At 32.9% G+C, this 22,019-nt stretch carries 19 protein-coding genes; 11 read left to right on the top strand and 8 right to left on the bottom strand.

The features are described 5' to 3' along the window. Positions 1-79 precede the first annotated feature (79 nt). Positions 80-406, top strand: a complete 327-nt coding sequence (locus tag ACKTSU_RS00795; RefSeq protein WP_408034487.1) for a hypothetical protein — start codon at positions 80-82, stop codon at positions 404-406. Between the two features lie 88 nt (positions 407-494). Here the strand turns inward: ACKTSU_RS00795 and gdhA are convergent, their stop codons facing one another. Next, the gene (gene gdhA / locus ACKTSU_RS00790; RefSeq protein ID WP_408034486.1) at positions 495-1,838 is read right to left on the bottom strand and encodes an NADP-specific glutamate dehydrogenase; all 1,344 of its coding nucleotides are present in this window, start codon (positions 1,836-1,838) and stop codon (positions 495-497) included. 179 nt (positions 1,839-2,017) lie between these two features. On the opposite strand from gdhA, the gene pheS reads away from it, so the two are divergent. The 3 genes from pheS to ACKTSU_RS00775 all read left to right on the top strand — a co-directional run bounded on the left by pheS (position 2,018) and on the right by ACKTSU_RS00775 (position 4,960). Then, a complete protein-coding gene (gene pheS, locus ACKTSU_RS00785) occupies positions 2,018-3,037 on the top strand; it encodes a phenylalanine--tRNA ligase subunit alpha (protein WP_028891465.1) in 1,020 nt (339 codons plus the stop codon). A 73-nt stretch (positions 3,038-3,110) separates the two neighbouring features. Further along, the gene (locus tag ACKTSU_RS00780; protein ID WP_408034485.1) at positions 3,111-3,506 is read left to right on the top strand and encodes a hypothetical protein; all 396 of its coding nucleotides are present in this window, start codon (positions 3,111-3,113) and stop codon (positions 3,504-3,506) included. A gap of 89 nt (positions 3,507-3,595) precedes the next feature. Continuing rightward, positions 3,596-4,960: an alanine/glycine:cation symporter family protein gene (locus ACKTSU_RS00775; RefSeq protein WP_408034484.1), complete on the top strand. Its 1,365-nt coding sequence runs from the start codon at positions 3,596-3,598 to the stop codon at positions 4,958-4,960. 594 nt (positions 4,961-5,554) lie between these two features. On the opposite strand, the gene ACKTSU_RS00770 is transcribed toward ACKTSU_RS00775, so the two are convergent. Both ACKTSU_RS00770 and ACKTSU_RS00765 read right to left on the bottom strand, forming a co-directional pair. Next, positions 5,555-5,776: a hypothetical protein gene (locus ACKTSU_RS00770; protein WP_408034482.1), complete on the bottom strand. Its 222-nt coding sequence runs from the start codon at positions 5,774-5,776 to the stop codon at positions 5,555-5,557. Between the two features lie 138 nt (positions 5,777-5,914). After that, positions 5,915-6,259 (bottom strand): HopJ type III effector protein, encoded by a 345-nt coding sequence (locus ACKTSU_RS00765; protein ID WP_408034481.1) that lies wholly within the window; start codon positions 6,257-6,259, stop codon positions 5,915-5,917. Between the two features lie 180 nt (positions 6,260-6,439). On the opposite strand from ACKTSU_RS00765, the gene aspS reads away from it, so the two are divergent. The 3 genes from aspS (at position 6,440) to ACKTSU_RS00750 (ending at position 11,924) form a co-directional block, all read left to right on the top strand. After that, complete coding sequence (gene aspS, locus ACKTSU_RS00760) at positions 6,440-8,194, top strand: aspartate--tRNA ligase (RefSeq protein ID WP_408034480.1); 1,755 nt, start codon at positions 6,440-6,442, stop codon at positions 8,192-8,194. A gap of 106 nt (positions 8,195-8,300) precedes the next feature. After that, positions 8,301-10,064, top strand: a complete 1,764-nt coding sequence (locus tag ACKTSU_RS00755; RefSeq protein ID WP_408034479.1) for an APC family permease — start codon at positions 8,301-8,303, stop codon at positions 10,062-10,064. 87 nt (positions 10,065-10,151) lie between these two features. After that, a complete protein-coding gene (locus ACKTSU_RS00750) occupies positions 10,152-11,924 on the top strand; it encodes a chloride channel protein (RefSeq protein WP_408034478.1) in 1,773 nt (590 codons plus the stop codon). On the opposite strand, the gene glpQ is transcribed toward ACKTSU_RS00750, so the two are convergent. From glpQ to ACKTSU_RS00735, 3 genes are all read right to left on the bottom strand, one after another. Then, on the bottom strand, positions 11,914-12,891 hold the full coding sequence (gene glpQ, locus ACKTSU_RS00745; protein ID WP_408034477.1) for a glycerophosphodiester phosphodiesterase: 978 nt from the start codon (positions 12,889-12,891) through the stop codon (positions 11,914-11,916). The two genes, ACKTSU_RS00750 and glpQ, sit on opposite strands and share 11 nt — an antisense overlap. A gap of 3 nt (positions 12,892-12,894) precedes the next feature. Beyond that, positions 12,895-14,388 carry a YfcC family protein gene (locus tag ACKTSU_RS00740; RefSeq protein ID WP_408034476.1) on the bottom strand — a complete coding sequence of 498 codons (1,494 nt, stop codon included), beginning with the start codon at positions 14,386-14,388 and terminating at the stop codon, positions 12,895-12,897. A 117-nt stretch (positions 14,389-14,505) separates the two neighbouring features. Further along, on the bottom strand, positions 14,506-15,534 hold the full coding sequence (locus tag ACKTSU_RS00735; RefSeq protein ID WP_408034475.1) for a zinc metalloprotease: 1,029 nt from the start codon (positions 15,532-15,534) through the stop codon (positions 14,506-14,508). Positions 15,535-15,945: 411 nt separating this feature from the next. On the opposite strand from ACKTSU_RS00735, the gene ACKTSU_RS00730 reads away from it, so the two are divergent. Then, positions 15,946-16,647: a Bax inhibitor-1/YccA family protein gene (locus tag ACKTSU_RS00730; RefSeq protein ID WP_408034474.1), complete on the top strand. Its 702-nt coding sequence runs from the start codon at positions 15,946-15,948 to the stop codon at positions 16,645-16,647. A 66-nt stretch (positions 16,648-16,713) separates the two neighbouring features. On the opposite strand, the gene ACKTSU_RS00725 is transcribed toward ACKTSU_RS00730, so the two are convergent. After that, positions 16,714-17,925 carry an aminotransferase class V-fold PLP-dependent enzyme gene (locus tag ACKTSU_RS00725; protein WP_408034473.1) on the bottom strand — a complete coding sequence of 404 codons (1,212 nt, stop codon included), beginning with the start codon at positions 17,923-17,925 and terminating at the stop codon, positions 16,714-16,716. A 93-nt stretch (positions 17,926-18,018) separates the two neighbouring features. Between ACKTSU_RS00725 and ACKTSU_RS00720 the strand changes: the two genes are divergently transcribed. Both ACKTSU_RS00720 and ACKTSU_RS00715 read left to right on the top strand, forming a co-directional pair. Beyond that, entirely contained in the window at positions 18,019-19,344 is a 1,326-nt protein-coding gene (locus ACKTSU_RS00720) for a serine hydrolase domain-containing protein (protein WP_408034472.1), read from the top strand. A 3-nt stretch (positions 19,345-19,347) separates the two neighbouring features. Then, complete coding sequence (locus ACKTSU_RS00715; protein ID WP_408034471.1) at positions 19,348-19,689, top strand: SdpI family protein; 342 nt, start codon at positions 19,348-19,350, stop codon at positions 19,687-19,689. Positions 19,690-19,773: 84 nt separating this feature from the next. Here ACKTSU_RS00715 and ACKTSU_RS00710 read toward each other — a convergent pair whose 3' ends face one another. Beyond that, a complete protein-coding gene (locus ACKTSU_RS00710) occupies positions 19,774-20,448 on the bottom strand; it encodes an SCO family protein (RefSeq protein ID WP_408034470.1) in 675 nt (224 codons plus the stop codon). 159 nt (positions 20,449-20,607) lie between these two features. On the opposite strand from ACKTSU_RS00710, the gene rseP reads away from it, so the two are divergent. Further along, on the top strand, positions 20,608-21,954 hold the full coding sequence (gene rseP, locus ACKTSU_RS00705; RefSeq protein ID WP_408034469.1) for an RIP metalloprotease RseP: 1,347 nt from the start codon (positions 20,608-20,610) through the stop codon (positions 21,952-21,954). Positions 21,955-22,019: the final 65 nt, after the last annotated feature.

Below are 22,019 nucleotides of genomic sequence, written 5' to 3'. Positions count from 1 at the left end.
TCAACAACACAACACTCAAACAACTCATTCACAGTACTTTTACAGTAACAAATTTTAACAAACTCTAAATCTCTAAAAAATGAAAAAGTTATTTGTATTCGTATTCGTTACGTTAATGAGCACTTCAGCATTTTCAACAAACGAAAACCCTGCTAAGGAACAAATCAGAACAAGAATTGTCGAACTACTGGGTAATCCTAATTTTGTTCTTGATAAAGAAGTAAAGACTATCGTAGAATTTTTAATAAACAAAAATGGAGAGATAGTTATTTTGAATGTTAATTGTGATACTGAACAAGTTTGTCACTACGTAAAAAACAGATTAAATTATAAACTGATAAATAAAGAATTAACAGTAAAGAACCATATTTATAAGATGCCTTTAACTATTAATAATAGCAAATAACGTCTTATATAATCCATTTCATTCCCCTAATAAAAAACAAAACCTCATAGATGTCTATGAGGTTTTTACTTTATATATGCGATATTTATTACACAGCTCCTTGATCTAACATTGCATCAGCAACTTTAACGAAACCAGCAACATTTGCTCCTTTAACATAATCAACATATCCACCTTCTTGTGTACCGTACTTAACACACGCTTCGTGAATATTGTTCATAATTGAATGTAATTTAGCATCAACCTCTTCGCGAGTCCAAGACAAACGCAATGAGTTTTGAGACATTTCTAACCCTGAAGTAGCAACTCCACCTGCGTTAGATGCTTTTCCTGGTGCAAATAATATTTTTGCTTTTTGGAATACCTCTATAGCTTCAGGTGTAGAAGGCATATTAGCTCCTTCAGCCACACAAATACATCCATTAGCAACTAAAGCTTTAGCCTCTTCACCGTTTAACTCATTTTGAGTTGCACAAGGTAACGCTACATCACATTTAGTTCCCCATGGTCTTTCTCCAGCAAAAAACTTAGCTGATGGGTATTGATCTACATATTCACTAATACGTCCACGCTTTACATTCTTTAACTCCATTACAAAAGCTAATTTTTCAGCATCAATACCTGCCTCATCATAAATATATCCTGAAGAATCAGACATCGTAACTACTTTTGCTCCTAATTCAGTTGCTTTTTCAGTTGCGTACTGTGCTACGTTACCAGAACCAGAAACTACTACCGTTTTTCCTTCAAAAGAATCTCCTTTCGTTTTTAACATGTTCTCAGCAAAATATACATCACCATAACCAGTAGCTTCAGGACGGATTAATGATCCTCCCCAAGAAGCTCCTTTACCAGTTAACACTCCAGTAAATTCGTTACGTAAACGTTTGTACTGACCAAACATGTATCCGATTTCACGACCACCAACACCAATATCTCCAGCAGGAACATCAGTATCAGGACCTATATGACGCGCTAATTCTGTCATAAAAGATTGACAAAACGCCATAACTTCACGGTCAGATTTTCCTTTAGGGTTAAAGTCAGATCCTCCTTTACCTCCACCCATTGGTAAGGTAGTTAATGAGTTTTTGAATACTTGTTCAAACCCTAAGAACTTTAAAATTGATAAGTTTACTGATGGATGAAAACGTAAACCTCCTTTGTAAGGACCAATAGCTGAGTTAAACTCTACTCTATACCCTCTATTTACTTGAGTTTCTCCGTTATCATCAACCCAAGGTACTCTAAACATAATAGTACGCTCAGGTTCAACCATACGCTCTAGTAATTTTTTGCCTTGATATTTTGGATTGTTTTCTATAAACGGAATTACTGTTTCTGCTACTTCATGTACAGCTTGCAAAAACTCTGGTTCATATGCATTACGTTCTTTAACGTAATCCATAAATGCATTTATTTTAGATTCCATAAATTTAGTTGTTCTGTATTTTTTTAATTTTACTATACAAATATAATTAATTTACTATTTTTTAATTTCCATTTTAATGGTTATTTTCTGAGTTTTACTAGTACTGCAGTAAACACTCTTAAATTCTCTTTTATTTTAACAAAAAAACGTAAATTTGCCACTTAACTTTTGGATAGATTATGTTAGACAAGGTAAAAGAATTGATTGGAGAGGTAAATGCTTTTAATACTACTTCAAAAGAAGAGATTGAAGCATTTAGAATTAAGTATTTAGGAAGTAAAGGAATTTTAAAAGATTTATTTGCTGAGTTTAAAAATGTACCTAACGACCAAAAGAAAGAATTTGGTCAAACCATCAATTTACTTAAAACTTCTGCTGAAGATAAAGTAAACACATTAAAAGAAGCTATTGAAAATGCTGTTGAGGAAAAAGGTGTTTACGGCGATTTAACGCGTCCGTCTGAACCTATAAATTTAGGTTCTCGCCACCCAATTTCTTTAGTAAAAAATCAAATCATAGAGGTTTTTAACCGAATTGGTTTTACCGTTTCTGAAGGTCCAGAAATTGAAGATGATTGGCATAACTTTACTGCTTTAAACTTACCAGAATATCACCCAGCACGTGATATGCAAGATACTTTCTTTATTGAAAAAAATCCTGATACGTTATTAAGAACACATACCTCATCGGTACAAGTACGTTATATGGAAAACAACGAACCTCCAATTCGTACGATATCTCCAGGACGTGTGTTTAGAAACGAAGATATTTCTGCACGTGCACACTGTATTTTCCATCAAGTAGAGGGATTATACATTGACACTGATGTTTCTTTTGCCGATTTAAAACAGACCTTATTATACTTTACCAAAGAAATGTTCGGGAAGTCTAAAATACGTTTACGTCCGTCATACTTCCCATTTACTGAGCCAAGTGCTGAAGTAGATATTTACTGGGGATTAGAGACTGAAACCGATTATAGAATTACCAAAGGAACAGGTTGGTTAGAAATTATGGGATGTGGTATGGTAGACCCAAATGTTTTAAAGAACTGTAATATCGATCCTACAAAATATAGCGGTTATGCTTTTGGAATGGGTATCGAGCGTATTGCAATGTTATTATACCAAATTCCAGATATTCGTATGTTCTACGAAAATGACAAACGTTTCTTAGAGCAATTTAAATCTGTAATTTAATTTTGAAATAAATTCAAACAACATAAAAGACGAAAGCACTAAACTTTCGTCTTTCCTTTTAAAGAAGTATTCAATGAAAAAAGATATTGAAATTCCTAAAGTAACAGGTGTAGAAATCGCTGTAGTTTTAGAAACCAATGAAATTGACGGCAAAGAGGATTGGAATGTATATATTCTAAACAGAAAGGATGTTGACTTAGAGATGGTCGTAATTGTTTCTCAAGGATTCTCAGACACTAAAACTACTTCTGTTTTCCGTAGAAAAATAGACAAACTCCCTGCAAACAGCTACCAAAAATTTGAATTGATGCAACCTGAATTGTTTGATTTAGACAATCGTTTTCAGGTAACGTTTTTTGAAAACAATAAGCTACACGATAAAACCTTTATTTTTCAAGCAGAAACTATTCAAGAAGGTTTTTTAAGAGATATTGAGTTCTTAGGAAAAAGAGGAATTGTTTGTAAATAAAAATTCACAAAAGAACGATAGTTGTTAATTCACAGCTATCGTTCTTTTTTTACTATCACTTTTTAGTACTTTCGTAAAAATCCTATTTCATGTTTTTAAGTATTCAAGACTTAGTTGCTCAATTTTCTTCTTGGGTATGGGGAATTCCCTTATTAATTTTATTAATTGGAGGTGGTTTATTTCTTTTTATTTATTCAGGGTTAGTTCCTTTTAGATATATGGGACATGCCATTGCTATTTTAAGAGGAAAGTACGACAAAGCCGACTCTCCAGGAGATTTATCCCATTACGAAGCTTTATCTTCTGCTATTGCTGCTACCGTAGGAATGGGAAACATTAGCGGTGTTGCTATTGCTATTGCAACTGGAGGTCCTGGTGCTATTTTTTGGATGTGGATAAGTGCTTTTGTAGGAATGGCAACCAAGTTTTTTACCTGTAGTTTATCGGTAATGTATCGTGGAAAAGATGAAAACGGAAATGTAAAAGGCGGTCCGATGTATGTTATTACAGAGGGATTAGGAAAAAAATGGAAGCCTTTAGCTGTGTTTTTTGCTTCTGCTGGATTGATAGGAACTCTACCTGCTTTTCAAGCCAACCAATTAACACAAACATTGATTGATGTTTTTCAAGTACATGAAACCAATCATTTTACCGCTAAATTATTATTAGGTATTTCTATTGCCATTATTGTTGCCATGGTAATTTTTGGAGGAATTAAGCGAATTGGTAGTGTCGCAGGAAAATTAGTCCCTATAATGGTTGTCGTATATCTTGTTACAGTATTAACAATCCTGTTTTTAAGAATAGAACAAGTTCCTGCTATTTTTTCTTTAATTTTTGAAGATGCTTTTTCAGGAAAGTCTGTTCTAGGAGGTGCTTTAGGAGTTTTAATTATTACGGGAGTAAAACGTGCTGCTTTTTCTAACGAAGCAGGATTAGGAACTGCACCTATGATGCATGGGACAGCAAAAACCAAAGAACCTATCCGAGAAGGATTAGTTGCTATGCTAGGGCCTGCTATTGATACTTTATTAGTTTGTTCTTTAACTGCCTTAGCTATTTTAGCTTCGGGAGTTTGGAAAGGTTTTGATGGTAACGGAATTTCGATGACCTTAGCTGCTTTCGATGCGGTACTTCCTCACAACATAGGTAGTGTAATTTTAACCATTTGTGTATTGATTTTTGCTTTTTCAACACTCTTCACCTACTCTTTTTACGGATTTAGTTGTTTAAGCTTTTTAACCAATACCAAAATTGGAAAATCATACAATTACATTTACATCATTACTATTGTAATTGCTTCTATTATAAAATTAGATTTTGTTATCAACCTAATTGATAGTGCTTATGCTTTAATGGCGATTCCTACAGTATTGTCAACGCTAATTTTAGCGCCAAAAGTAAAAAGAGAAGCTGCAAAGTATTTTCAGAAGTTAAAAACAAATGAGTTTTAAAACCATTTTGTCACTTTTTTTCTTCATTTAGAATCAAAAAACTCTTGTTAAACCCTTATAAATACTAAGAATTATACAATTTAAGGTTTTATCAAAATAGGACAAAAAATAATTTCTGTAATTCTGTCCTAGAATATTCTAGGACATTTCCTTGTTTTTCAGTTACTTCAAAGAAGCACAAAACTTAGCAGCCATTATTTAAAAACACACAAACACCTAAAAACAAATAAGTTATACTTCAGTAAAAGCTGTTTTTTTGTGTCCTATTTTTATTTTACATGCTATCATAATATTGTTGAAAATAATTAGTAACAAAAAAATAATGAACAAACTTTATTTAACTGCTTTAAAAGAAATGATTTGTAGCTTTGGGTTAATAGAAAGTTAAATAGGATTATAATAATGAACAATAACTTTAACATACTTCCTAAGTTTACTGGAAAATATATTCATAAATCAATAAAACTGATTGTATTTTATGTAGTCCTACCCGTCATAGTAGCTATAATTTTATTAATAATATTTGATAATGAAAAGTTAATTAATCTATTATCTGCTTTATAGTTTATGATTTATTATCAGGCTCTGGTGGTTTTACTCTCTACCTATAGGAAAATCTTCATAAAAATCTTCAAAAGTTTTGCTGGTCGTATAATGGTCTCGTAGTACTTTATACACCATTAAAACGACTAATAATTGACCTATCACTGTAAGTATAAATACCCAACTAAAACCTATTTTAGTAAAAACCAAACCTGTTAGTACAAATAAGAAAACAGTAGTAAACAACACCAAAAACATAGCTGAACTCTTCATAATCATCAAATTACCCTATAATTTACGAAAAAAAATCAATAAATAATAAAACTCAAATTACTTTATAAAGACTTAATCTTTAAGGTCACTTTGGAATATTTATTTGAGATAGAAGAAATAAAATAACTCTAACAATACTTAACGTTTTGTTAGCGCTTCTCCTTCAAAAAGCAATCCTTCAAAACCAGTGTTTATAAAATTTCTAATGTTTTGATGATCTGTTCCTTCAGGATTTTTTAAAACATCCTCAAAATAATACTGCCCAAAACAAGCCAAGGTTTCTTCTTTACTTAATCCCAGTTGTATAGCAAACGAAAACACTTTACATGAACCTTGATTTTTTTCAGCTTCATTGTATAAATCGCCATTTTTAAAAGCAGTTGGTGTAAAATTGTATACGTTTTCAATCACTGAAATAGTATCAGAAAATTCTACTTTTTCCGGTGAATTTTGTATCGTTTGTTTAAATGTATCTAGTGTCATTTGAAAAAGGTTTTACATTGCAAAACAAAAGATTTAAACTCATAAAAACTAACTCGTAGTAATTTTTTACAAACTAACATTTATAGTTAAATTTGCACAGCAAAAATTTCTAGATTCCGAAACAAGTTCGGAATGGCAATTTGTAGGAAATCTCGCTACGCGAGAATAAAATTTTTAAAAATGTACAGAACGCATACTTGTGGTGAGTTAAGAGCATCGCACATCAATACTGAAGTTACCCTTTCTGGATGGGTACAAAAATCACGTGATAAAGGTTTTATGATTTGGGTAGATTTACGTGATCGTTACGGAATTACACAGTTAATTTTCGACGAAGAGCGTACTTCTAAAGAGTTAATGGAAAAAGCCAAAACTTTAGGACGTGAGTTTGTTGTGCAAGTAACAGGTACCGTAATTGAGCGTCAATCTAAAAACGTGAACATTCCAACAGGTGATGTAGAAGTTTTAGTATCGAACTTAGAAATTTTAAACGAGGCGAAATTACCACCTTTTACTATTGAAGATGAAACGGATGGAGGTGAAGATATTCGTATGAAATATCGTTATTTAGACATCCGTCGTAATCCGGTAAAAAATAGCTTAATTTTCCGTCATAAAGTATCGATGGAAGTTCGCAAATATTTATCTGACAAAGGATTTATTGATGTAGAGACTCCATATTTAATCAAGTCTACTCCAGAAGGAGCACGTGATTTCTTAGTACCATCTCGTATGAATGCTGGACAGTTTTACGCGTTACCTCAATCACCACAAACCTTCAAACAGTTGTTAATGGTAGGTGGTATGGATAAATACTTCCAGATTGTTAAGTGTTTTAGAGATGAAGATTTACGTGCCGACCGTCAACCAGAGTTTACACAGATAGACTGTGAAATGGCGTTTGTTGAGCAAGAAGATATTTTAGAGATTTTTGAAGGAATGACACGTCATTTATTGAAAGAAATCAACGGAGTAGAAGTAGAGAAATTCCCACGTATTACTTTTGATGAAGCGATGCGTAAATATGGTAATGATAAACCAGATATTCGCTTCGGAATGGAGTTTGGAGAGTTAAACGAAGTAGCACAACACAAAGACTTTAAAGTATTTAACGATGCTGAGTTAGTAGTAGGAATTGCGGTACCAGGTGGAAACTCATACACTCGTAAAGAAATTGATAAATTAATCGATTGGGTTAAGCGTCCGCAAGTAGGAGCTTTAGGAATGGTATATGTAAAATGTAACGAAGATGGAAGCTTTAAATCATCGGTAGATAAGTTCTACGACCAAGAAGATTTAGCAAAATGGGCAGAAGCTACTGGAGCAAAGGCTGGAGATTTAATCTGTATTCTTTCAGGAAACACCAACAAAGTTCGTGCACAATTAAGTGCTTTACGTATGGAAATGGCAGAACGTTTAGGTTTACGTAAATCTGATGAATTCGCTCCATTATGGGTTATCGATTTCCCATTATTAGAGTTAGATGAAGAAACAGGTCACTACCACGCAATGCACCACCCATTTACCTCTCCTAAACCAGGTCAGTTAGAGTTATTAGATACTGATCCAGGAGCTGTAAAAGCAAACGCATATGATTTAGTATTAAACGGAAATGAAATTGGTGGAGGTTCTATCAGAATTCACGATAAAGAAACTCAGGCAATCATGTTTAAGCATTTAGGATTTACTGAAGAAGAAGCAAAAGCTCAGTTTGGATTCTTAATGGATGCTTTTGAATACGGAGCGCCACCTCACGGAGGTTTAGCTTTCGGGTTAGATCGTTTGGTAGCTATTTTAGGAGGTCAAGAAACGATTCGTGATTTTATTGCCTTCCCTAAAAACAATTCAGGCCGCGATGTAATGATCGATGCACCTGCAACTATAGACGATGAACAATTACAAGAATTAAGCATCAAAATAGATGTAAAAACTTAAAAATAAGAACCCTGCAAATTATGCAGGGTTTTTTATTACCTTTAATGTACTAATCGTTACACTTCTTGAAAAAGACTAAATCTCAGAAGAACTAATCAATAATATTATGAAACAAATCGTTTCTAAGAAACTTAATGAACTAGAATCAACTGCCATTTGTGGTAATGACATCAGCTCTTCTGTTTTGTATGTTTCTGCCTTAGCAATAGCTTTTGCAGGTCAATACGCATGGATAACTCTTTTAATAGTATCGGTTGTACTATTCTTATTTCGGAAAATTTATGGTGAAGTTGTTGGTGCAATGCCTCTAAATGGTGGTGCCTACAACGCTTTATTGAATACCACAAGTAAGTTAATGGCTTCTTTTGCAGCAACATTAACCATCCTTTCGTATATGGCTACTGCTGTTATTTCAGCCAATGAAGCTATTCATTACTTACATCACCTAATTCCTTCTATGCCAATTATTATAGCAACTGTTGGACTTTTATTATTTTTCGCATTATTAACTATTGGCGGTATTACCGAATCGGCTAAAGTAGCGGTTGGTATTTTTTTGTTTCATTTAGTATCACTAGTTGTACTAACCTTTTTTATCATCTTTTATTTATCTCAAAACGGTATCGATATTCTTTTCGAAAACTGGGGATATCAATCGGAAAATAGTATTTGGTATGCTATTTTTTTTGGTTTTGCAGCTTCAATGTTAGGAGTTTCTGGTTTTGAAAGTTCTGCCAATTTTGTTGAAGAACAGCAAAAAGGTGTATTTCCAAAAACATTAAAAAATATGTGGATAATCGTGAGTATTATCAACCCTTTAATGGCAATTTTTGCTTTATCATTATTTGCCATTCCCGTATTACAAAGTGCAGATTACCAAAACACTTTATTAGTTCAAATGGGCGATTTTGTTGGAGGAGAATGGGTAGCTGCTATTATTGCTGTTGATGCTTTCTTGGTGTTGAGTGGTGCTGTTTTAACTAGTTTTGTTGGGGTTACAGGTCTCTTGGAGCGTATGACCTTAGATCGCATCATGCCTCAATTCTTTTTAAAGAAAAATAAAAGAGGAAGCTCTTACCGAATCATTATTTTATTCTTTATTCTGGCAGTTTCTGTATTGCTTATAACTAATGGAAATGTAGGTTTACTTGCTGGTGTATACACCATTTCATTTTTATCGGTAATGGCTTTGTTTGCCATAGGAAACATCCTTTTAAAAATAAGAAGGAATCAATTACCCAGACCAGAAAAAGCTCCTTGGGCATCCGTTATATTAGCAATCATAGCCGTATCTTCTGCTCTTGTTGGTAACATCTTAATAGATCCTAAAGGTGATTTACCAAGTAACACTGTAGTCTTCTTAGATTATTTTATCCCAACCATAATTTTCGTCATTATCATGTTAAACCGCACGGTTTTATTAAAATTAGTGTTGCGAGTAATCTATGCAATCTTCAACCCGTTAAGAAAATTAGTTTTTAACGTAGATAAAAAAATTACCCAAACCGTAGACAAAATAAACTCTCAAGAATTTGTGTTTTTCACTAAGGGAGACAACATTGCTACTCTTAATAAAGTGATGTTATACATTATTAGAAATGAACACACTAAAAAAATAAAAATTGTATTAGCATTGGAAAAAGGGCAAACTATTCCTGAAAATTTACCAAGTGAAATTACGTTTTTAGACAAAGAATACCCAGAAATTAAAGTCGATTTTCAAGTAGTTGAAGGAAAATTCACTCCAGAATTAATCAAAGAATTATCTAAAAAATGGAACATCCCAATTAATTTCATGTTTATAGGAGCTCCAAGTAAAAAGTTTCCTTATAAAGTAGAAGAACTAGGTGGTGTTCGTTTAATTGTGTAATAAAATTATTCCTAATTTAAAAAGATGGTAGTATCTTTAATTATTCATAACTAGGTTTTCATATATCAACTAAGGCTCTAAAGCACAATGCTATCATCAAAAGAAATTTACAAGAAAATACTTGTTTGGAGGTATAAACATATTTCTGAACGTCAATTTATCTATATATTGAGTGTTTTAGTAGGTTTTTTAGCGGGTTTAGGTACGCTAATCTTAAAGAACCTCACGTTCTTTTTCCATAATATTTTAGAAGATGGTCTTATTGAAGAATACCATCATTCACTATACTTTATCTTTCCTATCATCGGATTATTTTTAGTGTATTACATTAAAAAATATCTAATCAAAAAAGACATTGGTCATGGTATTTCTACCACGTTACAATCAATTTCCAAGAAAAACGGAATTATAGAGCGTTACAAAATGTATGCGTCACTTATTACTGCACCAATCACAGTTGGTTTTGGAGGGTCTGCAGGATTACAAGGACCTGCTGTAAGTACTGGAGCAGCGTTGGGTTCTGGAGTAGCACAACTATTCCATATGAACATGAGAACCCGAATGTTATTAATTGGTTGTGCGACTGCCGGGGCTATGTCATCTATGTTTAAAGCTCCTATTGCAGCCATTATTTTTGCCGTAGAAATTTTTAGTTTAGATATTGCTTTTGCATCTTTAGTTCCGTTGTTACTAGCGTCCGTTTCGGCTGTAATAACTTCTTATTTCTTTTTAGGGAAAGACGTATTATTTAGCGTAAAACTTCAGCAAGCTTTTGAAATTAACGACCTGATGTTTTACTTAGTTCTAGCTATTTTCACAGGATTTTCATCAGTCTATTTTTCAAAAATATATTTCAGAATAACGAATTTTTTCAAACAGTATACACCTTTTAAACGGTTGGTTTTTGGTGGAATTACTATCGGGTTAATGCTTTTTTTAATCCCTCCACTATATGGTGAAGGTTACGGAATCATCAACAACTTACTCTCTGAAAATGCGCCAGAAGCGTTAAAAAGTATTCATTACAATATCGATTTTGAAAATGTATGGATGATCATTGTTTTTTTGTTACTTATCGGAATATTTAAAGCAATTGCTATGACCACCACATTCGCTGCTGGTGGAGTTGGAGGAATCTTCATCCCTACATTGGTAATGGGAAGTACTTTAGGAAATGCTGTTGCAAAAGTCATCAATCAATTTGGATTTGATGTTTCTGAAACCAATTTTACCTTAATTGGTATGACAGGTTTAATGGCAGGTGTATTACACGCTCCCTTAACTGCAATTTTCTTAATTGCTGAAATTACAGGAGGTTATGATTTATTTGTTCCGCTAATGTTGGTTGCAGCCGTTTCGTTTGCTATTACCAAGTATTTTGTATCAAACTCTATTTATACAATTGAATTGGCGGAACGTGGAGAGTTATTTACGCATAACAAAGACAAAAATGTGATGATGATGATGAGAATGAGTCAAGTTATTGAAAAAAACTTTGTAAAAATTCATCCTGAAATGAGTCTTGGCGACATGTTAAAACAAGCAGTCTCAAAATCCAAACGTAATATTTTCCCTGTGGTTGACGATGAAAACAAGTTTATAGGAATTGTTTTGTTAGATGATATTCGTCCTATAATGTTTAATCAAGAATTATACGAAACCACCAAAGTGAGAGATATTATGAAAATTGCCCCAGCTATAATTTTCTACACCGATACTACCGAAAAAGTGATGGAGAAATTTAAAGAAAGTGGCGCGTGGAATTTACCCGTAATAAAAAACGGAGTCTATGTTGGTTTTATTTCTAAATCAAAACTACTCTCTGTGTACCGTAAAAAGTTATTAGAAGTTACTGTTTAGCTAAATACTGGACCATTTTATCAGGAAAATCGGTAAAAGCACCATCAATATTTGCTTCAAAAAAGAGCACTTGCATCATTTCTTCAAAAGAAGAAAACTCTTCTAATTGATCAGCTCTAAACGTATACGGATGCACTTGCAATCCCAATTTGTGAGCATCTTCAACAAGTGTTGTAAACTGCCACTTCTCTCCTACTTTTTTATCTAAAATTTGCTTGTACCAAGGTCCTAATCCGTCTGCATAAGTTGCGAAATACTGAAGTTGTTTGGTTTCTTCAGAAAACTCAATTAATTGCACTAAAAATAAATCTGATTGTAATTCTTTTCGAACACGTTCTAGCTCCTTAGCATCAAAACATTGAAATATACATTTATCTTCCTTTGTTTTGTAACCGTACTCAGAAAGGATATCCAAAGTGATTTTAGCAATGTCTTTTCCGTTTTGATGATGAAATGCTGGATTTTTAATTTCCGGATAAATTCCGATATTTTTTCCTGTGGAAGCATTCAATCCCTGAATCAATTCTATTTCTTGTTGTAAAGAATGCAATTTAAAGCTTCCTTTTCCCTTCGGAAATCGATTCGGATACACCTGCTCTCCCGTCTTCGGATTGAAACGTTCTGTAACATATAACTGCTGCAATTCATCAAAAGTAAAATCGATGACATAAAATCGCCCATCTTCTCGTTTTCTTTCAGGAAATTTTTGGGCAACGTCGGTAACATCATCCAACTCAATATCATGAATCACAATAGGAACATCATCTTTACTCAATACTAAATCTTGTTCAATATAATCAGGATTCATCGCATACGCCATCGCTTTGGCTTCCATAGTATGTTCAGGCAAATATCCTGAGGCTCCTCGATGCGCTATGACAGTTTTTGTATTCATGTTTGTTGATTTTTTAACAAGTGTACATCCGAAGAAAACACTAAAAAAAAGAAAAGTACAAATTCGTTTCATCGGTTATAAATACACTTGAACAGTTAAAGCTATCATGGTGAAAACTGTTAAAATAATTACTAACGGAATTACAAATTTCAACCATTTATCATATCCTACTTTTACTATTGCCAACGATGCTAAAATCAATCCAGTTGGGTTGATAAAAGCGAACAGCCCCATTCCATATTGATAAGCATTTACAATCACTTCTCTACCCACCCCAACGGTATCTGCCAAAGGCGACATAATAGGCATTGTTAATACCGCCATTCCTGATGAACTTGGAATAAAAAACGACAATCCTGAATAAATAAACAGCGTCACATTTGTGAAAATTCCTTTAGACATTCCTGTGGTAAACTCACTTGCATGTTGTAAAATAGTGTCGCTTATCAACCCTTGCTCCATCAATACAGAAACACCACGAGCAATTCCAATAATAAAAGCCACTCCTAATAAATCATTTGCTCCTTTAATAAACGTAGTTACAAAGTTTTCTTCCTTCATTTTGGCTAAGAAACCAATTAAAATTGCTCCTATTAAAAATACAACTGTCATTTCTTCAAACCACCACCCTAAACGAGAAACTCCATAAATCATAATCACAAAACACATCGCAAAAACAGTTAATATAATGCGTAATCTTCCTGTTAACCTATGTGTGTTTGATGTTGAACTTCCAAAAAGACCTTCGATCATTTCTTTTTGATCGTAAATAATCGATTTTGTCGGATCTTTTTGAACCTTGTTTGCGTATCGTAGAATATAAATCACGCAGATAATTATCCCACCAATTAACATTAATAATCTTCCTGTAAAACCAGTCGTCCAGTTAATTCCAGCAGCATCTGAAGCAATAATTACACTAAACGGATTGACTGTTGAGCACATAGTACCAATAGATGATCCAATATACACGCAAGCTAAAGCCACAATAGCGTCGTATTTTGCTGCTAAAAAAATCGGAATTAGAATCGGATAGAAAGCAATGGTTTCTTCTGCTAATCCGAAAGTAGTTCCTCCAGCAGCAATCAAAGTAGTTACTACAAAAATCAACCAATATTCTTTTCCTTTCATTGTTTTTGCTAACCATGCAATACCTGCATCAAAAGCTCCTGTAAAGTTCATAATACCGATGATTCCTCCTAAAATTAATACAAACAGGATAATATCCGAAGATTGAATAATACCCTTTATAGGCGATTTAAAAAAATCTAAAAACCCTTGAGGTTTTGGATCTAATTGTGTGTAGGTTCCTGGTACACTAATTGGTTTAGCAATATCTCCATTCGTAAATTTTTCTAACGGAATTTTAATTCCCAAGCCTTCCAAGGTTTCTTGGTTTGCAGGCATTGTTTTTTCTTCTTCTAAATGTTTATAAACAAAAGAATTTCCAGCTTCTTGATATTTTAACGTATCAAACTTACCTGCAGGTATAAACCACGTTAAAACAGCAACAAGTCCTGCTATTAATAACAAAATTGTATGTGGAGTTGGGAATTTTATATTTTTCAATGTGCGCGTTTTATTTGAGCTTATAAAAATATAAAAAAAGCCAAGAGCTAGGTTAGTCTTGGCTTTATAATAATTATAAATAATTATTGAGAACGTCTTTTAAAAGACTTGGTTTTTTTAGTTTAGCATAGAAGCTCTTGCACCACCTGAAGCAAATAAAGCTCTCATTCTGTTACGTTGACCATCTGTAAACATGTACATACAAGCATCGTTAGTATAATCCATGTAGTTCATAGTCATGTCAGCTGTTTGACAATTAACTGTTGGGTAAGTAGGACATCCGTAGTTTGCACCATCAGAAGATGGAGTATCTGCTACGAAATCGTCTTGACGACATCTTCCGTCTCCCCAAATGTGACGTAAGTTTAAGTAATGACCAACCTCATGTGTTGCAGTTCTACCCATGTTATATGGAGCAGAAGAACCACCTGGTAAGCTTCCTGCTAATAACACTACCCCATCAGTAGCAGAATTACCTCCTGGGAATTGAGCATATCCTAAGATACCTCCACCTATTTCACACACCCAAATGTTTAAGTGAGTTGAAGGAGTAACTGGAGGATAAGCAGCTTTTACAGCATCGTTAGTTCCCCAAGAAGACTTAGGATCATCATGTCTAAAAGTACCTGCTAATGTAAATTGGATTCCTGTATTAGTTGCATCGTTGATAAAATCAGTAGCTCCTGAAGGAAGTTGGTTTGTATTTGTACTGCTAAAATCATCATTCAACACATTCATTTGTGCTTGAATTTGAGAGTTTGTAACACTACTTGCGTTTGGTAAAACAACGTGTACGTATACTGGAATGTTAATAGTTCCTAATCCGTCTTCGATTGGTAAAACATCTACATCACCGCTTCCAGAACCACCTCCTGGTTTACCTTTAGCCGTTGTTAACTTTCTTGTAGCATACTCAATATCATACATTTTCTTGTATAATCCTGGGTTCTCTTTCACTTGTCTGTTTAAAACTCTCATTGAGTGACATTGCTCACTTCCTCCTTTATGAGAAACCTCTTCAGTTTCTACATAAAAATCGCTCATGTCGATTGCTTCTTGATTAGGTACAGCTTCGTCTTTTGAGTTTTCCTGACATCCTACTAAAACAGATGCCGCTACAGCTAGTGTTAAAAAAATTCTTTTCATGTTGTGAAAAATTAAAAAAAATAGTTAAACAAAAATGCCCTTGTGGCATTAATTCTGTTAAAAAAACATAACAAACAAGACTTACATAATTTAAAGTGTTAAATACTTGTTTTATTAATAATATTTTGAAGGGTTTCTTTAACGATGTGCAATATATGATTTTTTTTTAATGCTAAAAAAAAGTTAAAAAAAAGTTAATTTCTTAGGTTTTATCACTTTGGAACCTACATTTTTTAACATTATTTAAATGTTAAAATTTAACAAAAACAAATAAAAAACATCAATTTTAAACAAACTAAATCGTGAATATGATATTTTTAAGAGTTAGAAGATATATTTTTTATAATAAATACAAGAGAATTTAAAATCATCCAAAAAACATATATTTACATTTAGTTTAAAAAAATAATTATGGAAAACTCATTTGAACCAAAAGTGCTTGTAGCACAAGTTTCAGAAGCTGATAGAATAGCTTTTTACAAAAAAACCTATACACATGTTGCGGGTGGTGTATTATTATTTGTTTTGTTTGAATATTTATTCTTACAAAGTGCCACTATTGTCGAATTTGCCTTATCAATGACCCAAGGCTATAAGTGGTTATTATTACTAGGGGGTTTTATGTTGGTAACCAGTTACGCTGAAAGTACCGCTTTAAAAACTTCGGATAAAAACTTGCAATACCTAGCCTATTCAGGATATGTTTTTGCGCAAGCTTTTATTTTTATCCCTCTAATTTATATTGCCATTTCGTATACGAACAACTTTGATATTATAAAACAGGCCGGAATTGTAACACTTGCATTATTTGTTGGAATTTCTTCCATCGTATTTATTACTAAAAAAGATTTTTCTTTTATCAGAGCTGGATTATCAGTTGGATTTTTTATCGCTATCGGATTAATTATTGCTGGAACTTTATTTGGATTTAACTTAGGGTTATGGTTTTCAGTTGGAATGTGTGTATTGGCAGCTGGATCTATTTTATATCAAACTTCTAACTTAGTTCATAAATTCTCTACAGATGATTACATTCCAGCGGCATTAGGTTTATTTGCTTCTCTAATGTTATTGTTCTGGTATGTTTTGCAGATATTTATGTCAAGAGACTAAAAATCAAAATATAATTACAAACAAAAAAAGCCTCCAATGGAGGCTTTTTTAAATTATTATAATCTTTTAACTTAACATCATCTGCGCTTTCTTAACTGCACTAACTAGCAGATCTACTTCCTCTATAGTATTGTAAAAAGCAAACGATGCTCTTACCGTACCAGGAATACAGTAAAATTCCATGATAGGTTGTGCACAATGGTGTCCTGTACGAACTGCTACACCCAATTTATCTAAAATTGCACCAACATCGTACGGATGAATACCTTCTAAATTAAAAGAGACAACCGATGTTTTATTCGTTGTTCCGTAGATTTTTAATCCGTCTATTTTTTCTAACTCTTGGGTCGCATATGCTAACAATTCATTTTCTTGTTGTTGAATAGCATCAAAACCAACCGAATTCATATAATCAATAGCTACTCCAAAAGCAATTCCTCCACAAATATTAGGAGTTCCTGCTTCAAACTTATGTGGTAATCCGGCATACGTAGTCTTTTCAAAAGTTACGGTTTCAATCATTTCTCCACCTCCTTGATATGGTGGTAATAATTGCAACAATTCTTCCTTTCCATATAACATTCCAACACCTGTTGGTCCACACATTTTATGTGCTGATGCTACGTAAAAATCAGCATCTAATGCTTGTACATTTGGTTTTATATGCGGAACCGCTTGCGCACCATCAATCAATACATATGCACCAAATTTATGCGCTGCATGAATAATTTCTTTAATTGGGTTGATAGTTCCCAAAGCATTTGAAACATGATTACAAAAAACTAATTTAGTTTTTGGATTTAATAATTCATGATATAAATCCATTCGTAACGAACCATCTTCATTCATTGGTATCACCTTTAAAATAGCTCCTGTTTTCTCGCATAGCATTTGCCAAGGCACAATATTAGAATGATGTTCTAAAGCCGAAACTAATACCTCATCACCTTCTTGTAAAATTGCCGAAAAACCAGACGCCACAATGTTAATTCCGTGAGTAGTTCCTGAAGTTAATATAATTTCATACGAATGCTTCGCATTAAAGTGTTTTTGAACTTTAATTCTTGCTTCTTCATATTTATCAGTTGCTTCTTGGCTTAATGTATGTACTCCTCTATGGATATTAGCATTGTAATTAGAGTAATAATCAACAATAGCGTCAATTACCACCTGTGGTGTTTGCGAAGTTGCTCCGTTATCTAAATACACTAATTTTCTTCCGTGTACTTCTCTATTTAAAATAGGAAAATCAGCTCGAATTTTATCTATACTAAACATGTAAAACATCAAATTTAGCACAAAGGTAGGGCTTGCTTTTCAAATACAATCATCAAACAATTAAATTCTTACATTTGCTTAAAACCACGTTTTATGAAAAGTTTTAAAAGAATCCTTTTACTCATTGTAATAGCCTTGGGTGTTGCCATTTATTACAATTATCCAAAGCTAAATATCCTTGCTGGGTACTCTGCCAAAAACACTGCTTCATCGGTTTTTCTTGCTGGAAGAAGTTTAGAATTTACCGATACTAACGACAATAACTTTTCACCTATCAATGTAACTTCTGATAAAATTAATGTTGAAGAAAAATCGGCAACGGGTTCAGTATACGGTTTACTAAAAAGAAAAGCTGTATACAGAGAAGGACTAGGAGCTGTTTTGGTTACAAATGATTTTGACATCACAAAACCGCAACCTACACCAAAACGCTCAACACCTGATAACATCACCCCATTTCCTTACGGAAACGCTGATCATAAAGACACTATTTTTTCTAATATTGATTATAAAAAACTTAACGAAACTATTGATACTATTTTTAATGATAGAAATCAAACTCGTTCGGTTATTGTAGTATACAAAGACAAAATTATTGCTGAAAAATACGATACTGGTTTTACCAAAGAGTCGAAGCAACTAGGTTGGTCGATGACCAAAAGTATTACAGGTACTTTGTTCGGTATTTTAAAATGTCAAGGAAAAATTGATATGCAACAAAGCAATTTGTTTCCAGAATGGGAAAGTGACGAACGCAAAAACATTACCATTCATAATTTATTACAAATGAATTCTGGCCTAGAATGGGAAGAAGATTACAATACCATTTCTGATGTTACAAAAATGTTGTTTTTAGAAAAAGACATGACTAAAGTTCAAGTTAACAAGCCTTTAGTAGGTAAACCCAACGAGACTTGGAATTATTCTTCTGGAACTACCAATTTACTCTCTGGTATTTTAAGAACAAAATTCAACACACAACAAAAATATCTTGATTTTTGGTATAGTGCTTTAATTGATAAAATTGGCATGAATTCTATGATAGTTGAAACTGATATGAGCAACCATTATGTAGGTTCATCATATGCTTGGGCTACTACAAGAGATTGGGCTAAGTTTGGATTATTATACCTACATAACGGTGAGTGGAATGGTGAACATCTTTTTGATAAAGATTGGGTTGATTATGCTACAAAACCTACACCAACCTCTGACAGTTCTTACGGAGCACAAATTTGGTTAAACGCTGGTGGAAAATTTCCTGATGCTCCTAAAAATATGTATTCTTTTAACGGTTATAAAGGTCAAAATGTATTTATTTTGCCTGATCAAGATTTGGTAGTAGTTCGTACCGGACTTACCAAAAATGCCGATGTAAACTCCTTGTTAAAAGGAATTGTAAATTCTATTAAACATTAAAACATGAACCCTATTTATTATGTGCTTTCTATAAACGGAGTGCTTTTTTTATTCAGTATTATTTTTCACTTTTTCCCACCAAAAAAAATCAATGCGATTTACGGTTACCGTACTAATAAAACCATGAAAAATGATACTATTTGGCAGTTTGCGAATGCGTTTTTTATCAAAGAATTTTTAAAATATTCGGCTATTTCACTTGTTGCTGCTTTAGTTTTGGCTTACATGGCAAAAGAGTTAACATGGCAACCCATGGCGATTATGTTATTGTCTTTAGCTGTATCTGTAATTAAAACAGAACAAGAGATTAACAAGAATTTTGACGAAGACGGGAATAAAAAATAAAAACTAAATTCTACTATAAACTTAAAGACCTTGATGTTAAGCTTAACATCAAGGTCTTTTTACTTATGAGTTTTTTATAATCTTCTATTTATACTCTTCTTTTAAAAGAGTAATATCATCGATTATTTTTTGCATGTTTTCTTTTTTGGTTCCGTCATATGAACCTCTAATACGCCCTTCTTTGTCTATCAACACAAAGTTTTCGGTATGAACCCAATCACTCTCTCCTCCATCACCTTCATCTAAAACAGCAAAGTAGTGCTTACGTGCTAAGTTGTAAATATGCTTTTTTTCGCCTGTAGTTACATTCCATTTTCCATCAATTACACCTTTTTCATCGGCATACTTTCGTAATTGTGGTACACTATCCATAACTGGAGTTACAGAATGCGATAAAAACATAATATCATCATCATTTTTGTAATGCTCTTGCAATTCGCTCATGTTATACGCCATCGCAATACATATGGTTTGACAACGTGTAAAAAAGAAATCAGCTATATATATTTTATCTTTATAATCAGCATTGGTAATTGTATCACCATTTTGGTTAATCAAAGTAAATTCTCCTACTTTATGATTCTTCGTTCTATTTCTTACGGAAACATCAACTAATTTTGGATTGATGTCTGCCGGATTGTAAATAGGTAATTTAGTATCAACTTTTACTAAATGATAAAATACAGGAACAACAATTGCACTAAAAACAAGTATAAAAATTAGGGTGCTTTTTGATTTTTTGAAGAATTTAATATCCACAGTACTAAAATTTTCTGCAAAAATACGACTAAAAACACGGGCTTTAATGCAGCAACCCTAAAAAGTTTGTTAAAACAAAAGCGCAAGTCTATTACAAACTTTTAGAACTGTACTGAAAAACGTACATTTGTCAGATTTAAAATTTAGACAACACCTTTTATGGAAATATTAATAAAAGCATCTCAATTTATTTTAAGCTTATCACTCTTAATTGTCTTACACGAATTAGGGCACTTTATTCCAGCTAAATTATTTAAAACCCGTGTAGAAAAATTCTATTTATTTTTCGATTACAAATTCTCTTTATTCAAAAAGAAGATAGGTGAAACGGTGTATGGTATTGGTTGGATTCCGTTAGGAGGTTATGTAAAAATTGCTGGTATGATTGACGAAAGTATGGATACCGAGCAAATGAAACAACCTGCACAACCTTGGGAGTTTCGTTCTAAACCAGCATGGCAACGTTTGATTATTATGTTAGGTGGAGTTTTTGTAAACTTCGTTTTAGGTATTTTAATATACATCTGCTTAATGTGGGTTTATGGAGAAAAGTATTTACCAAACGAAAGTTTAAAAGATGGTGTTTGGGTACAAGACCAATTAGGTAAAGACTTAGGTTTAGAAACAGGAGATAAAATCTTAACTATTGATGGTCAAAAAATTGAAAAATTTGGAGAATTACCTTTAGAGTTTATCAACGGTCATAATTATACTATAGAAAGAAACGGAACCGTTCTTGAAAAAGAAATTCCTACCGATTTTATTTCTAAGTTAGTTGATAGAAGTAAAGATGCTGGTGCTTTTCTAAGCTATAGAACACCTTTTGTAATAGGACAAGTTCCTGAAGATTCTCCAAATAACAAAAGTGGATTAAAAAAGACAGATATTATAACTTCTATTAATGGAACACCAATAACCTATTTTGATCAAGCTCAAGTTGAACTAGATAAAAATAAAGGTCAAGATGTAACTATTACCGTCAAAAGAGATAACCAAAATGTGAGCCTTCCTGTAAAAGTTACTGAAGAAGGAAAATTAGGTGTTGTTATTGCTATATTATCCTTACCAGATTTAGAAAAGTTAGGATATTATACCTTAGCTGAAAGAAGTTATTCTTTTGGAGAAGCTATTCCTGCAGGAGCAAACAAAGCTTGGACTACCCTAACCAACTATATTAAGCAAATGAAAAAGATTTTAAATCCGAGTACAGGTGCTTACAAAGGTTTAGGAGGGTTTATTTCTATCGGAAGTATATTTCCTTCTGAATTTAGCTGGTACACATTCTGGAACATTACAGCCTTCTTATCAATCATGTTAGGTTTTATGAATTTATTGCCAATTCCTGCGTTAGATGGTGGTCACGTTGTATTTACCTTATGGGAAATGATTACTGGTAAAAAACCAGGTGATAAGTTCTTAGAGTACGCACAAATCACAGGATTTATCTTATTAATAGCATTACTACTATTTGCTAACGGAAATGATATTTTCAGGTTGTTCAAATAACCTTTAAAACTATATAATAAAAAAAGCATCGTACCTTAGTACGATGCTTTTTTTATTGAACTATA

It is taken from the genome of Tenacibaculum aestuarii, from assembly GCF_964510395.1.
Classification (GTDB): Bacteria; Bacteroidota; Bacteroidia; order Flavobacteriales; family Flavobacteriaceae; genus Polaribacter; species Polaribacter aestuarii.
This window is presented reverse-complemented; position numbering and strand designations above follow the sequence as displayed.